We start from the raw sequence: 14,697 nt of genomic DNA, 5'->3' as shown, positions 1-14,697 counted from the left end.
TGCACTCATTTTCAGGAGACTGTCGAATGGCAACAGGCACACTGCCCGATGCTGGGCAGATCCTTAACTCTTTAATCAACAGTATCTTACTGGTCGATGACGACCTGGCGGTGCATTACGCGAACCCGGCGGCGCAGCAGCTGCTGGCGCAAAGTTCGCGTAAATTATTCGGCACGCCGCTGCCGGAGCTGTTGAGCTATTTCTCGCTGAATATCGGCCTCATGCAGGAGAGCCTCGCTGCGGGTCAAGGGTTTACCGATAACGAAGTGACGCTGGTCATTGATGGCCGCTCGCACATCCTTTCCCTGACGGCGCAACGCCTGCCTGAAGGCTATATCCTGCTGGAAATGGCGCCGATGGATAATCAGCGCCGTCTGAGCCAGGAGCAGCTACAGCACGCACAGCAGATTGCCGCTCGCGACTTAGTGCGTGGCCTGGCCCACGAGATTAAAAATCCGCTGGGCGGTCTGCGCGGCGCGGCACAGCTGCTGAGCAAAGCGCTGCCCGATCCTGCGCTAATGGAATATACCAAAGTCATTATTGAACAGGCCGATCGGTTAAGAAATCTGGTTGACCGTCTGCTGGGACCACAGCATCCCGGAATGCACGTAACAGAAAGCATCCACAAGGTCGCTGAGCGGGTGGTAAAGCTTGTGTCGATGGAGCTGCCGGATAACGTCAAGCTGGTTCGCGACTATGACCCCAGCCTGCCAGAACTGCCGCACGACCCGGACCAAATTGAACAGGTGCTGCTGAATATCGTCCGTAATGCGCTGCAGGCTCTGGGACCGGAGGGCGGCGAAATCACTCTGCGCACCCGTACGGCCTTTCAGTTAACCCTGCACGGCGTGCGCTACCGCCTCGCTGCGCGTATCGACGTTGAAGATAACGGCCCGGGAATACCGTCTCACTTACAGGATACGCTGTTTTATCCGATGGTGAGCGGGCGCGAAGGCGGTACCGGACTCGGGCTGTCTATCGCCCGCAGCCTTATCGATCAGCACTCCGGCAAAATTGAATTTACCAGTTGGCCAGGGCATACCGAATTCTCGGTGTACCTGCCTATTCGGAAGTAGAGGTGTTTATGCAACGAGGGATAGCATGGATCGTTGACGACGATAGCTCCATCCGTTGGGTGCTTGAACGCGCGCTCACCGGGGCAGGCTTAAGTTGTACAACGTTTGAAAGCGGCAACGAGGTGCTTGATGCCCTCACGACCAAAACCCCGGATGTGCTGCTGTCTGATATCCGCATGCCGGGAATGGACGGACTGGCGCTGCTAAAGCAAATTAAACAGCGCCATCCAATGCTCCCGGTCATCATAATGACGGCGCATTCGGATCTTGACGCGGCGGTCAGCGCCTATCAGCAGGGCGCCTTTGATTATCTGCCGAAACCGTTTGATATCGATGAAGCGGTGGCACTGGTTGATCGTGCCATTAGCCATTACCAGGAACAGCAGCAGCCGCGTAATGCGCCGATTAATAGCCCAACGGCCGATATCATCGGCGAAGCGCCGGCCATGCAGGACGTCTTCCGCATTATCGGCCGCCTGTCGCGTTCATCAATCAGCGTACTGATCAACGGCGAGTCCGGTACCGGTAAAGAGCTGGTTGCCCACGCTCTCCACCGCCACAGCCCGCGCGCCAAGGCGCCGTTTATCGCGCTAAATATGGCGGCCATTCCGAAAGATCTGATTGAGTCAGAACTGTTTGGCCACGAGAAAGGGGCCTTTACCGGCGCCAATACCGTGCGCCAGGGGCGATTCGAGCAGGCAGACGGCGGCACGCTGTTCCTCGACGAGATCGGCGATATGCCGCTGGACGTACAGACACGTCTGCTGCGCGTACTGGCCGATGGCCAGTTTTATCGCGTGGGGGGCTATGCGCCGGTGAAGGTGGATGTACGCATTATTGCCGCCACCCACCAGAACCTTGAGCTGCGCGTCCAGGAAGGAAAATTCCGCGAGGATTTATTCCACCGCCTGAACGTGATTCGCGTCCATCTGCCGCCGCTGCGCGAGCGTCGGGAAGATATCCCGCGACTGGCGAGACATTTCCTGCAAATCGCCGCCCGTGAGCTGGGCGTCGAGGCCAAACAGCTGCATCCGGAGACGGAGATGGCGTTAACCCGACTGGCATGGCCGGGCAACGTACGTCAGCTGGAAAACACCTGTCGCTGGCTGACGGTAATGGCCGCAGGTCAGGAGGTTCTGACGCAGGATCTTCCCAGCGAGCTGTTTGAAACGGCGATACCGGATAACCCGACGCAAATGCTGCCGGATAGCTGGGCCACGCTGCTGGGGCAATGGGCCGATCGCGCTTTGCGTTCCGGTCATCAAAACCTGCTCTCGGAAGCGCAGCCGGAGATGGAGCGCACGCTGCTGACCACCGCGTTACGCCACACGCAGGGGCATAAACAAGAGGCGGCTCGCCTGCTGGGCTGGGGTCGTAATACCCTGACGCGTAAGCTAAAAGAGCTGGGAATGGAGTAGCAGCGCGGCGGCGAGTAAAAAATAGTCATCCAGCGCAAACTGCTGCTATTTTGTACTTTACTGTTGCCATGCGTTGAGTATGATCTTGCCCGGAAAGACGGGGGAGAAATCATGCTTGAATCATTTATTAATATTATATCGAGCGGTGTTGCAGCGGGTCATTCGCCGCAGACGGCGGTAGCTGCCGTTCTGTGCGCGGCGATGGTTGGGCTGTTTAGCTGATAATACCCCCGCTCCTTCCTGGAGTGGGGGTATGCTTTATATCACGCGGGAAAACTGCTGCATCCGCGCTTTCTGGCGCAGATACGTATCAAAACACATGCAGATATTGCGTATCAGCAGCCGGCCTTTCGGCGTCACCTGAATGCCCTTCTCATCCACCTCCACCAGCCCATCTTTGGCCAGCGGTGCCAGCAATTTCATATCGTCGGCAAAGTAGCTATCGAAGGTAAGATCCCACTGCGCTTCTACCGCAGCGAAGTCGAGACGGAAGTGACAAATTAGCGCCTTAATCACGTCGCGACGAATGCAGTCATCGCGCGTCAACGCAATACCGCGCCACAGCGCCGTTCCGGTTTCATCAACCTGCTGATAATACTGCTTCAGCTCTTTCTGGTTCTGCGCATAGCAATCGCCAATCATGCTGATCGCCGAGACGCCCATCCCCAGCAGATCGGTGTCTCCCTGGGTGGTATACCCCTGGAAGTTACGATGCAGGATACCTTCACGCTGGGCTATCGCCAGCTCATCATCCGGACGGGCAAAGTGGTCCATGCCGATAAACTGATATCCCGCGGCCGTCAGCGAAACAATCGTCTCCTGAAGAATGTCCAGCTTCTGTTCTGCAGAAGGCAGATCGGCGTCTTTGATTTTGCGCTGCGCAGCAAAGAGCGTTGGCAGATGCGCATAGTTGAATACGCTCAGACGATCGGGGTTGAGCTCCGCCACTTTCTGTAGCGTATACGCGAAGCTCTGCGGCGTTTGCTTCGGCAGACCGTAAATCAGGTCGATATTGGTAGAGGTAAAGCCGATATCGCGCGCGTGGTTGAGTAGCGCGAAGATAAACGCTTCATCCTGCTCGCGGTTCACCAGGCGCTGCACTTCTTTGTTGAAGTCCTGCACGCCCATACTCAGGCGATTAAAGCCTTCGAGGCGTAAATGATCCAGGACATCGAGTTCGATTTCGCGCGGATCAACCTCAATGGAGATCTCTGCATCCGCGTTAAAATTGAAATGGGTACGCAGCAGCCCCATCAGACGACTAATTTGCGCCTTGTTTAAATAGGTTGGCGTACCGCCGCCCCAGTGCAGCTGATTAACTTTGCGGCCAGCAAAAAGCGGCGCGCGATGAATAATCTCCTGCTCAAGCACATCCAGATACTGGTCGGCCTTATGCTGCTGACGGGTGACGATTTTGTTGCAGCCGCAGAAATAGCAGAGTTTATGGCAAAACGGGATATGCACGTACAGCGAGAGGGGACGCTGCGGATAGCGGGCTACCGCCGCATCAAATTCAGCGGCGCCAAATTCTGGAGAAAACTCCAGCGCGGTGGGATACGAAGTATAACGCGGCCCGGAATAGTTATATTTCTGGATCAGGGCCAGATCCCAGTCGATTAACTGCACAGACATGCTCACTCCTTCCGATGGTACCGTCGGCGGGTACGCCGCCCCGGCCCAACCGCACCTCGGGTAATGAGCCGGTTGCGCAGCCATTTCTGACGCCGCGACAACCGTCGTAGTTTAACGAATAACCACAGCAGATAACATATAACCAGAAGGGTTATAAGCAGGACCGGGAATCCGATGGGGTGCAAACGTTAGTTTCCACCCTTCAGCAGGCGCATCATATCTTCTTTGCGCTCTTCCTCTTCTTCATCTTCGTCATCATCGTATGAGAGGCCCAACTGCTGCATCAGCTCATCAATACGATCCAGCTTAGCGTCAACCCAGGCTTGCTCTTCAGCATTCAGGGTACCGCCCTCTTCCAGACGTTCCAGCAGCGCGTCCAGGCGCTCATCGTTCTCCAGCAAATCCAGCTCAGCCTGCGGTGAAAGCATAGGTTTCTCGCTCTTTGGTTTATGCTGCTTAATCGCCGGAGCATTCTCAGTTACGCCCAGCGGGATTGGTTTTTTACTGCCAATTCGGGGATCTTGCTGCTGACCTTGTTTTTTACCTGCTGAAGCGGTGTCGCCGCCGGTCGCACGACTTCCTGCCGCGTGGCCACGATGCTTCTTCTGATGCTTGCGCTCGCGGGCTTCCTGGTTCAATTCTTCACGCGTTTTGCGATTTTTTTTGCCGCGAGGTACGGATGTCGGTTTTTTCATGTTGTGTAATCTTCAGGCCGTTTTCTTCAGTATAGAATTGAGGCGGAATCTAGCAGAAAGCAAGCAAAGAAAAAAGGCGACAGATTACTCTGTCGCCTTTTTCCGCACTGACAACCCTTAATGGGCTTCTACTTTCCATGTTAGCTAACGACACACCCTGTCTTTCCTTTAGCTACCAACGATCCCTGTTACATCCATTTCCTTTTAAAACGTCTCCAGACGTTTGTCATCCTGACAATCCGTAGTCCTCGCCTCCTGGCGCTTCCTGACTCCTCATCCTGAGTCATAATCCTGTTAGCATCCTCGCCCTTGACCGCTACTTTACTGGTTTGCGGGAAACCTACAACCGACTGTACAGAAAAAAAACGAGTTTCAGAATTTTCTTTCATTTTAACGCAATGATTTATATAACTTTGTATTATTTTTAATCAGACTTTTCTCATGAATTTCTCATATAACCAATAGCCAATGTCTCACAAAGACTGTGGTTTTAACTTACAGCGATGAGGTGCGGTAAAAACAGCCTTTTTCTGTTGTTCAGGTATAATCCCCGTCAAAGCCTGATTTAACGGAGACGACCGTCTTGACCAACTGGAATTATCAACTGACGCATTTTGTCACTAGCGCGCCAGATATCCGCCATCTTCCTGCCGATACCGGTATTGAAGTGGCCTTTGCTGGCCGCTCTAACGCCGGGAAATCCAGCGCGCTGAACACGCTGACTAACCAGAAAAGCCTCGCGCGTACTTCGAAGACGCCAGGCCGTACGCAGCTTATTAACCTGTTTGAAGTCGCTGAAGGCAAGCGCCTGGTCGACCTGCCGGGCTATGGATATGCCCAGGTTCCGGAAGAGATGAAAATCAAGTGGCAGCGCGCGCTGGGTGAATATCTGGAGAAACGCCTCTGTCTGAAAGGACTGGTTGTGTTGATGGATATTCGTCATCCGCTTAAAGATCTCGATCAGCAGATGATCCAATGGGCGGTGGAAAGCGATATCCCGGTACTGGTGCTGCTAACCAAAGCCGATAAGCTGGCCAGCGGCGCGCGAAAAGCGCAGATCGCCATGGTTCGTGAAGCGGTCACCGCCTTTAACGGAGATGTGCAGGTCGAAGCGTTTTCTTCCCTGAAGAAGCAGGGCGTGGATAAACTACGGCAGAAGCTGGATAGCTGGTATAACGATATCCCTCCTCAGGAAGCCTCTGAAGAAGGCGAATAATCTCGCTAACTTCTCCGGATAGCGGCGCGTGTGGCTCTATCCGGGTAGCCCGCCTCATCAGCATCGATACGCAAAAAATTTTCTTTCGCGCAATAAAAAACGCCCCGGTCATAAATGACCGGGGCGGCTAAAATATTCAGCCAAATCCGATTACGTGAAGTAAAAGGTCTGAAAGATAGAACATCTTACCTCTGTACCCTACGTCTTTAACTCTACTCTTCTTTCGGTTACGGATAAAGCATTTTTTGTAGTTTTTTTTCACTCTTTACATAGCAAATTCAAATGATCATCACAAAATGCGATAAGTTATGTTACTCACTTACAAGAAATGACCTTCCTTACCGAATACTTAGTGCGCTTGATCCCAGTTTTCTCCACTACCCACTTCCACCAGCAGCGGAACCGCCAGCGTCGTGCTGCTTTCCATCAGTTCGTGGATCTTTTTCGCAACCGCCTCAAGGTCGTCTTTATGCACTTCAAAGACCAGTTCATCGTGTACCTGCATAATCATCCGCACGCGCGGTTTTTCGCTTAATAACCAGCTATCTACGGCGATCATCGCGCGCTTAATAATGTCGGCAGCGGTTCCCTGCATCGGCGCATTGATCGCCGCACGCTCGGCACCGGCGCGGCGCGCGCCGTTGCTGGATTTGATGTCCGGCAGGTAGAGACGACGGCCATCAAGCGTTTCAACATACCCCTGCTCTTTGGCCTGGGTGCGGGTGCGCTCCATATACTCCAGCACGCCCGGATAGCGCTCAAAGTAGAGATCCATATACTTTTGCGCTTCTTTGCGTGGAATATTGAGCTGGCGCGCAAGGCCGAATGCGCTCATGCCGTAAATCAGGCCGAAGTTGATCGCCTTCGCGCTGCGGCGCTGTTCGCTGCTGACGCTCTCCAGCGGCAAACCAAAGACCTCTGCCGCCGTCGCGCGGTGGATATCCTTCCCTTCCGCAAACGCGGTCAGCAGGCCCTTGTCGCGGGAAAGATGCGCCATGATGCGCAGTTCAATTTGCGAGTAGTCAGCAGAGACAATGAGATAATCTTCCGGAGCAATAAACGCCTGACGGATACGCCGCCCTTCTTCGTTGCGCACCGGAATGTTCTGCAGGTTCGGGTCTGTAGACGACAAACGTCCCGTTGCCGTAACCGCCTGGTGATAAGAGGTGTGAACCCGGCCCGTTTTCGGGCTGATCATCAGCGGCAGCTTATCGGTATAGGTGGATTTGAGTTTTGCCAGACCACGATACTCGAGGATGACTTTCGGCAGCGGATAGTCCAGCGCCAGCTCTTCCAGCACCTCTTCCGAGGTAGACGGCGCGCCGCCCGGGGTTTTCTTCAGCGGCTTAATACCTTGTTTTTCAAACAGGATGGTTTGCAGCTGCTTCGGCGAAGAGAGGTTAAACTCCTCACCCGCGATATCATACGCCTTCTTCTCCAGTTCAATCAGGCGTTTGGCTATCTCCTGAGAATGTGCATGCAGCACGGCCGGATCAATCTTCACCCCGTTACGCTCTACGCGGGATAGCACCGGCACCAGCGGCATTTCAATATTTTTAAAGACCTTCAGCGGGCCTTCATTTTGCTGAAGTTCAGGCCACATTTTGAGGTGCAGCTGCAGCGTGACATCGGCATCTTCCGCCGCGTAGCGGCCCGCTTCTTCCAGCGCGATCTGATTGAAGGTGAGCTGGTTTTTACCTTTACCCGCAATCTCTTCAAAGGTAATGGTTTTGTGCTTCAGCCAGCGATCGGAGAGGCTATCCATATCATGGCGGCCCGCCACGCTGTCAAGAATGTAGGATTCCAGCATGGTATCAAAGGCAATACCGCGCAGTTCAATGCCGTAGTTAGCCAGGATACCGCGGTCATATTTGAGGTTTTGCCCAACCTTCAGAACCTTGTCATCTTCCAGTAGCGGTTTCAGCAGCTCAAGGACACGGTCGCGCGGGATCTGATCCGGTGCATCCAGATAATCATGGGCAACCGGTACATAGGCCGCAACGCCAGGCTCAATGGCGAAGGATAAGCCGACCATATTGGCGGATACGTTATCGAGGCTGTCAGTTTCGGTATCAAAGGCAAAAAGCGGCGCTTTCTTCAGGCTCTCAACCCAGGTCAACAACGTTTCTTCATCAAGGATCGTGACATAATTTTCAGAAGAGAGCGCCGTCGCGGTTTCCTCCTCCGCATCGGCCACGTCAGCCACCGCTACAACCGCCTTTGCCGCAGGCTTAGCGCCTTTTGCCTGCATCCACTTGCCGGACTCTACATCGGTGATCCAGCGTTTGAATTCATATTTTTTAAACAGCGTGAGCAGTTCATCAGCGACGGGTTGCGCAACCAGCAAATCTTCACAGCCCAGCTCCAGCTCAACGTCCGTTTTGATCGTCGCCAGCTGATAAGAGAGGTACGCCACCTCTTTATTCTGTTCCAGCTTTGCGGCCATCGTTTTTGCGCCGCGGAAGGTCAGCCCAGCGATTTTTTCAGGCTCAGCGTATAACGTATCAAGGCCACCCAGCCCCTGCAATAACGCCTGCGCTGTCTTTTCTCCCACGCCAGGTACGCCTGGAATATTGTCCGATGAATCTCCCATCAGGGCCAGAAAATCGATGATCAGCTCCGGTGGTACGCCGTATTTCGTCACCACTTCATCGGGGCCAAGGATAGTGTTGGTCATGGTGTTAATCAGCGTAATACCCGGCGTAACCAGCTGGGCCATATCTTTATCGCCGGTGCTAATCAGTACCGGACGCCCGACCTTTTCAGCTTCACGCGCCAGGGTACCGATGACATCATCGGCTTCTACGCCAGGAACAGCCATTAGCGGCAGGCCCATCGCTTTTACCATGGCATGCAGCGGCTCGATCTGCGCACGCAGATCGTCCGGCATCGGCGGGCGATGAGATTTATAGTGCTCAAACAGTTCATCACGGAAAGTCTTCCCCTTGGCATCAAACACGACGACAGCGTGGGTCGGTTGATACTGCAGGATCAGGCTTCGCAGCATATTCAGCACGCCATACATTGCGCCTGTCGGTTCACCAGCGCTATTCGTCAGCGGGGGGAACGCGTGATATGCCCGATAAAGGTAAGAGGAGCCGTCAACGAGGATGAGAGGGTTTTCTGGGATCTGAACCATAATTTCCGTGCCTGTTTATCAGATTATCGGTAAAGGATGCCACAGACGGGCATTAAATCCTGAATTTTTCCCGCATTTCGTCGAAAAGATTCTGCGATCCTTTCGATCGCGTTATGGGCTATCCTGTGGATAACTTTGTGAATATTTTTATAACGACAGCCAAACAATCGTTAATTAAATCATCCATAAACAAATTATTTCATATTTATCATTAAGTTATACACGCATAATTTGCTTTAATAACACCATGACGACTCAATGTTCCATGTGGATATAAGATCCGAAAATTTTTCTGTTCTGGTAAGACCCGTTATTTACGCTATTTTCTGGTAAAATCAGCCTCTTGCGCCGTTTAAACGCGTTCTTTGTCAGCCTAACTTTCTGAATAAATTAACTATGTCGAGATTACTCGCCGCGATAACGCTCCCGCTGAGTATCGCCCTGACTATCATAGTCACCATAATCTGCTCGGTGCCAATCATCGTCGCCGGGCTGATTAAACTTCTTGTGCCTATTCCTGCGGTCTGGCGCTCGATATCCGTTTTTTGCAATTTCATGATGTACTGCTGGTGTGAAGGGCTGGCCCTGCTGCTGCGTCTGAATCCCTGGCTTAAATGGGATGTACAGGGCCTGGATGGCCTGAATAAGAAAAACTGGTATCTGCTCATCAGCAACCACCATAGCTGGGCAGATATCGTGGTGCTTTGCGTGCTGTTTCGCAAACATATCCCGATGAATAAATATTTCCTCAAGCAACAGCTCGCCTGGGTGCCGTTTATTGGGCTGGCCTGCTGGGCGCTGGATATGCCTTTTATGCGCCGCTATTCCCGAGGTTATTTACTCCGTCATCCAGAACGCCGGGGCAAAGATGTTGAAACCACTCGCCGCTCCTGCGAGAAATTCCGCGCGCATCCAACAACGATTGTTAACTTTGTCGAAGGCTCTCGTTTCACGGAAGAAAAGCAACAGCAGACCCGTTCGCCTTACCAGAATCTGTTATCGCCAAAGGCTGCGGGTATTGCCATGGCATTAAGCGTGCTCGGCTCGCAGTTTGATAAGCTTTTGAACGTCACGTTATGCTATCCGGAAAACAACCAAAAGCCGTTTTATGACATGCTGAGCGGCCGATTGACGCGGATTGTGGTGAGAGTCAGTCTTGAACCTGTGACGGAAGAGCTGCACGGCGATTATGTAAATGACAAAAACTTTAAGCGACGCTTTCAGCGCTGGCTAAACAGGCTTTGGGAAGAGAAAGATCGGCAGCTAACGGAAATAATGCAGCAGGCGGAGAAATAATTGTGGGCGCAGAAAAGAAAAACGCCGGTCAGTAACCGGCGTTTATTTTTTATTTCTTCTCAACGAGCTGCTTAACGGTATCGGCATACTGGGCAACAAATGCGTCCATGTTGCTGGTATCCATACCCTGCGGGTTAAGCTGGTATTTACCGTTAACGTACATAGCCGGCACGCCCTGCAGCTGGAAATCAGCGGCGGCTTTCTCTTGCTGAGCCACCAGGGATTTCACCACGAAGCTGTTCCAGGCTGCATCGTAATCTTCACCTTTAACGCCGGCGTCAACGAAGACCTTACGGATATCGGCCACGGTCTGGACGGTCTGATTTTTCTGTACCGCTTCAAACATCGGCACGGTGATTTTATCTTCCACGCCCAGCGCCATCGCAACGGCCCACGCCTGAGTCAGATCCTTTCCTAACGGTCCCAGGAACTCAACGTGGTATTTCGTCATTTTGACGCCTTCAGGCAGCTTTTTCTTCACGTTATCTGATACATGAAGAACTTCTTCAAACTGATAGCAATGCGGGCAGTAGAACGAGAAAAACTCGAGCACCTGCGGCTCACTGGCAACGGGCTTATCGAGGGTAATATACTGCTTACCGTCGGTGATCTGGGCAGCGGATGCACTGAAAGCCAGAATCATACCAGCCAGCGCCAGCCAAATTTTTTTCATGATTAATTCTCTCCTGGATATATCACATTAATACATTGGCGTTAACTGAAGAGGCGGTTCCTGCAGAACCTTTACCTGCTCAAGAAAAGTTGTTGTCTGCCCGCGCCAGTAATCTTCCCCGGTTAACCACGGGAAGTTTTTAGGAAAAGCGGGATCTTCCCAGCGCCTTAATAACCACGCCAGATAATAAACTAACCGCATTGCACGTAAAGGTTCGATGAGGGCAATTTCATCGGTATTGAAAGCGCTGAACTCTTCATACGCTTCAATGATCATCTCAAGCTGCATCCGTTGTTCGGCTTTATCGCCGTTCAACAACATCCACAGATCCTGGATAGCAGGTCCATTACGTGAATCATCTAAATCAACAAACAGTGGCCCATCGCGCCAGAGGATGTTTCCCGCATGGCAATCACCGTGTAACCGTAAAATATTGGCGCGTCCGTGCCATTGCGCCATTACCGCATCAATCAGCTTATCGGTAGCGCTGAGAAAAGCCTCTTTCAGACCTGCAGGTATCAGCGGGGAAAGCTCAAAGACCTGGCGTGGCTCAAGAAGATACTCATTCGTCCCTATCTCCGGACGCGCGATAAAACGCTGTTTGCGTCCAGTTTGATGCAGACGGCCAAGGTAGCGCCCAACCCATTCCATCTGATCGAGGTTATCCGCCTCAAACTGACGTCCACCCAGGCTTGGGAATACGGCGAAAAAGAATCCCTGATGCTGATGAAGGGTACTGTCGTTAAACGACAACGGCGCCGCTACAGGGACTTCGTCCTGCACGAGCTGGAGGGAAAACTGATGTTCTTCGAGGATCTGCTGGGCGGACCAGCGCTCAGGACGATAGAACTTCACCACATAGCGGCGACGATCTTCGTCCTGAAACTGGTAAACCCGGTTCTCATAGCTATTAAGCGGAGTGAGACCGGAGTCCACCCGCATTCCCAGATCAAATAAGCCATCAATGATGGTATCCGGGTGAAGCGTCTGAAAAGTGAAAGCCTTATCGTGCATCCTGACATCCGATAATCGTACGAATGATACAGGATATCATCTCATTGCCGATTCCGCGGCAGCGCTTACAACCTTTTACTCTTTAATCACGCCGCGAGCGCGTAGCAGCGCGGTTTTAAAATCTTCTTCATAATCTTTCTGAATTCCGGGAATAACGGCTTCTTTTGCCGAGTCGCGCATCTTCAGATGATAAATCAGAATATCGTCGGAGAGATCGTTCAACTCACCGGTGTATCCGGCCTCTTTCGCCAGTTTTTGCAAAAATTGCATTAAATTCAGCTCGGGTTCTTTCTGCCAGGCTGGCTGGAGGAGTTCAATGACTTCATTCAGACGTTTACATTTCATAGCAATGCTCCTTACTCTTGATAGGAATACGTTAGCAGGGACAATCCCACAATGAAAGAGGCGATATTAATATGCAGGGCAAGGTCATAACCGGCGTCGTGCTGGCGGGAGGAAGAGGCTCGCGCATGGGAGGAATAGATAAAGGATTACAGCTGCTGAAAGGTAAAGCCCTGTGGCGTCATGTCGCCGATGCGCTGCAGCCGCAGGTTACAAAGCTGGTAATTAGCGCTAACCGCAATCTTGATTGCTGGCGAAGCAGCGGCTACCCGATTATTACCGACTCTCTGAACGACTTTCCCGGGCCGTTGGCCGGCATGCTTTCCGTAATGCATCAGGTTGAGGGCGAGTGGTTTCTGTTTTGTCCCTGTGATACGCCATTTATCCCATCATTTCTGGCGACGCGCTTAACACAGCAGAGAAAATCCTCTCCAGCCGTTTGGGTACACGATGGTGAACGTGACCATCCGGCCATTGCTCTGGTGAATCGCGAGGCGATCGGCGAACTGGAAACGTATCTGGCGGCAGGAGAAAGACGGGTAATGGTATTTCTGCGCAAAATTGGCGGTCATAGCGTCGATTTTAGCGATGTAAAATCAGCATTTATTAACGTCAATACTCTCGACGATTTGCAACGTATGCAGGTGCCATCATGATCCCGCTTTTAGCCATCGCAGCCTGGAGCGGTACAGGTAAAACCACCCTACTGAAGTCGCTGATTCCGGCACTGCGCGCGGAAGGCTTACGGCCAGGGCTAATTAAACATACTCATCACGATATGGACGTGGATAAGCCCGGTAAAGACAGCTATGAACTGCGTAAAGCCGGAGCGGCTCAGACGATTGTCGCCAGCTCCCAGCGTTGGGCATTAATGACGGAAACACCCGAAGAGCCTCCGCTGGATCTGGAATGGTTGGTTAGCCGAATGGATGCATCAACGTTAGATTTAGTCCTGGTTGAGGGTTTTAAGCATGAAGCTGTGCCCAAAATCCTGCTTTTTCGGCAAAACAGCGGACATAGTATTGAAGAATTAGCTTATGACGATGATGTGATTGCCATAGCCAGCGATACGCCGGTCGAGACGTCGCTTCCATTGTTAGATTTAAATGATGTCCCGCAAATAGCCGCTTTTATTATGCAGTGGTTAACGGGGTTTAACGAGGACCGATAGTTATTGCAGAGATATAGCCATGATCGCGCCTTCTGAAGGCATCTGCTGATAGTTTCAGGCGACAAAAACGCAAAAATCCCATCCGTCAGGATGGGCTCTTCACTTGTTTGATGCCTGGCAGTTCCCTACTCTCACATGGGGAGACCCCACACTACCATCGGCGCTACGGCGTTTCACTTCTGAGTTCGGCATGGGGTCAGGTGGGACCACCGCGCTAGTGCCGCCAGGCAAATTCTTTGTGCTCAGTACGCAATTCTTTATCGCGTACTCAACTCTGAATCTAAGCTGAAATTGTTGTCTTCTCAAATCCGCCAAAACATCTTCGGCGTTGTAAGGTTAAGCCTCACGGTTCATTAGTACCGGTTAGCTCAACGCATCGCTGCGCTTACACACCCGGCCTATCAACGTCGTCGTCTTCAACGTTCCTTCAGGACTCTCAAGGAGTCAGGGAGAACTCATCTCGGGGCAAGTTTCGTGCTTAGATGCTTTCAGCACTTATCTCTTCCGCATTTAGCTACCGGGCAATGCCATTGGCATGACAACCCGAACACCAGTGATGCGTCCACTCCGGTCCTCTCGTACTAGGAGCAGCCCCCCTCAATTCTCCAGCGCCCACGGCAGATAGGGACCGAACTGTCTCACGACGTTCTAAACCCAGCTCGCGTACCACTTTAAATGGCGAACAGCCATACCCTTGGGACCTACTTCAGCCCCAGGATGTGATGAGCCGACATCGAGGTGCCAAACACCGCCGTCGATATGAACTCTTGGGCGGTATCAGCCTGTTATCCCCGGAGTACCTTTTATCCGTTGAGCGATGGCCCTTCCATTCAGAACCACCGGATCACTATGACCTGCTTTCGCACCTGCTCGCGCCGTCACGCTCGCAGTCAAGCCAGCTTATGCCATTGCACTAACCTCCTGATGTCCGACCAGGATTAGCTGACCTTCGTGCTCCTCCGTTACTCTTTAGGAGGAGACCGCCCCAGTCAAACTACCCACCAGACACTGTCCGCAACCCCGAT

At 52.5% G+C, this 14,697-nt stretch carries 13 protein-coding genes and 2 rRNA genes; 7 read left to right on the top strand and 8 right to left on the bottom strand.

Translation table 11 applies throughout. The features are described 5' to 3' along the window. The first annotated feature begins 26 nt into the window (after positions 1–26). The 3 genes from glnL (at position 27) to ABLU67_RS05650 (ending at position 2,716) form a co-directional block, all read left to right on the top strand. Entirely contained in the window at positions 27–1,076 is a 1,050-nt protein-coding gene (gene glnL / locus ABLU67_RS05660; RefSeq protein ID WP_004127098.1) for a nitrogen regulation protein NR(II), read from the top strand. A gap of 8 nt (positions 1,077–1,084) precedes the next feature. Continuing rightward, a complete protein-coding gene (gene glnG, locus ABLU67_RS05655; RefSeq protein WP_004107350.1) occupies positions 1,085–2,494 on the top strand; it encodes a nitrogen regulation protein NR(I) in 1,410 nt (469 codons plus the stop codon). A 111-nt stretch (positions 2,495–2,605) separates the two neighbouring features. Then, positions 2,606–2,716: a YshB family small membrane protein gene (locus ABLU67_RS05650; RefSeq protein ID WP_106510771.1), complete on the top strand. Its 111-nt coding sequence runs from the start codon at positions 2,606–2,608 to the stop codon at positions 2,714–2,716. A gap of 36 nt (positions 2,717–2,752) precedes the next feature. Here ABLU67_RS05650 and hemN read toward each other — a convergent pair whose 3' ends face one another. Both hemN and yihI read right to left on the bottom strand, forming a co-directional pair. After that, positions 2,753–4,126: an oxygen-independent coproporphyrinogen III oxidase gene (gene hemN, locus ABLU67_RS05645; RefSeq protein ID WP_064358695.1), complete on the bottom strand. Its 1,374-nt coding sequence runs from the start codon at positions 4,124–4,126 to the stop codon at positions 2,753–2,755. Between the two features lie 188 nt (positions 4,127–4,314). Next, positions 4,315–4,821, bottom strand: a complete 507-nt coding sequence (gene yihI, locus ABLU67_RS05640; RefSeq protein WP_014227367.1) for a Der GTPase-activating protein YihI — start codon at positions 4,819–4,821, stop codon at positions 4,315–4,317. Between the two features lie 583 nt (positions 4,822–5,404). Here yihI and yihA point away from each other — a divergent pair. Beyond that, a complete protein-coding gene (gene yihA, locus ABLU67_RS05635) occupies positions 5,405–6,037 on the top strand; it encodes a ribosome biogenesis GTP-binding protein YihA/YsxC (protein WP_025106524.1) in 633 nt (210 codons plus the stop codon). A 349-nt stretch (positions 6,038–6,386) separates the two neighbouring features. On the opposite strand, the gene polA is transcribed toward yihA, so the two are convergent. Continuing rightward, positions 6,387–9,176 (bottom strand): DNA polymerase I, encoded by a 2,790-nt coding sequence (gene polA, locus ABLU67_RS05630; protein ID WP_048263214.1) that lies wholly within the window; start codon positions 9,174–9,176, stop codon positions 6,387–6,389. A gap of 396 nt (positions 9,177–9,572) precedes the next feature. Here polA and ABLU67_RS05625 point away from each other — a divergent pair, with 396 nt between their 5' ends. Continuing rightward, the gene (locus tag ABLU67_RS05625) at positions 9,573–10,472 is read left to right on the top strand and encodes an acyltransferase (RefSeq protein WP_048263212.1); all 900 of its coding nucleotides are present in this window, start codon (positions 9,573–9,575) and stop codon (positions 10,470–10,472) included. Between the two features lie 49 nt (positions 10,473–10,521). On the opposite strand, the gene dsbA is transcribed toward ABLU67_RS05625, so the two are convergent. The 3 genes from dsbA to ABLU67_RS05610 form a co-directional block, all read right to left on the bottom strand. Next, positions 10,522–11,145 (bottom strand): thiol:disulfide interchange protein DsbA, encoded by a 624-nt coding sequence (gene dsbA, locus ABLU67_RS05620; RefSeq protein ID WP_048263210.1) that lies wholly within the window; start codon positions 11,143–11,145, stop codon positions 10,522–10,524. Between the two features lie 27 nt (positions 11,146–11,172). Continuing rightward, complete coding sequence (locus tag ABLU67_RS05615; protein WP_004855813.1) at positions 11,173–12,159, bottom strand: serine/threonine protein kinase; 987 nt, start codon at positions 12,157–12,159, stop codon at positions 11,173–11,175. A gap of 75 nt (positions 12,160–12,234) precedes the next feature. After that, positions 12,235–12,504: a YihD family protein gene (locus tag ABLU67_RS05610; protein WP_004855810.1), complete on the bottom strand. Its 270-nt coding sequence runs from the start codon at positions 12,502–12,504 to the stop codon at positions 12,235–12,237. 71 nt (positions 12,505–12,575) lie between these two features. Here ABLU67_RS05610 and mobA point away from each other — a divergent pair, with 71 nt between their 5' ends. Both mobA and mobB read left to right on the top strand, forming a co-directional pair. Beyond that, positions 12,576–13,157 (top strand): molybdenum cofactor guanylyltransferase MobA, encoded by a 582-nt coding sequence (gene mobA, locus ABLU67_RS05605; RefSeq protein WP_049084533.1) that lies wholly within the window; start codon positions 12,576–12,578, stop codon positions 13,155–13,157. Further along, positions 13,154–13,672, top strand: coding sequence for a molybdopterin-guanine dinucleotide biosynthesis protein MobB (gene mobB / locus ABLU67_RS05600; RefSeq protein ID WP_032751769.1), 519 nt, complete (start codon positions 13,154–13,156; stop codon positions 13,670–13,672). Before mobA ends, mobB begins: the two co-directional genes overlap by 4 nt. 112 nt (positions 13,673–13,784) lie before the next feature. On the opposite strand, the gene rrf is transcribed toward mobB, so the two are convergent. Both rrf and ABLU67_RS05590 read right to left on the bottom strand, forming a co-directional pair. Continuing rightward, positions 13,785–13,900, bottom strand: a 5S ribosomal RNA gene (rrf, locus tag ABLU67_RS05595). Positions 13,901–14,004: 104 nt separating this feature from the next. Then, positions 14,005–14,697 (bottom strand): 23S ribosomal RNA (locus tag ABLU67_RS05590); the annotation flags it as partial.

The sequence above is a fragment of the Klebsiella sp. GN_Kp190 genome, assembly GCF_040061795.1.
GTDB classification, from domain to species: domain Bacteria; phylum Pseudomonadota; class Gammaproteobacteria; order Enterobacterales; family Enterobacteriaceae; genus Klebsiella; species Klebsiella michiganensis.
Note: the sequence above shows the minus strand (reverse complement) of the source record. Positions and strands in the feature narration are given on the sequence as shown.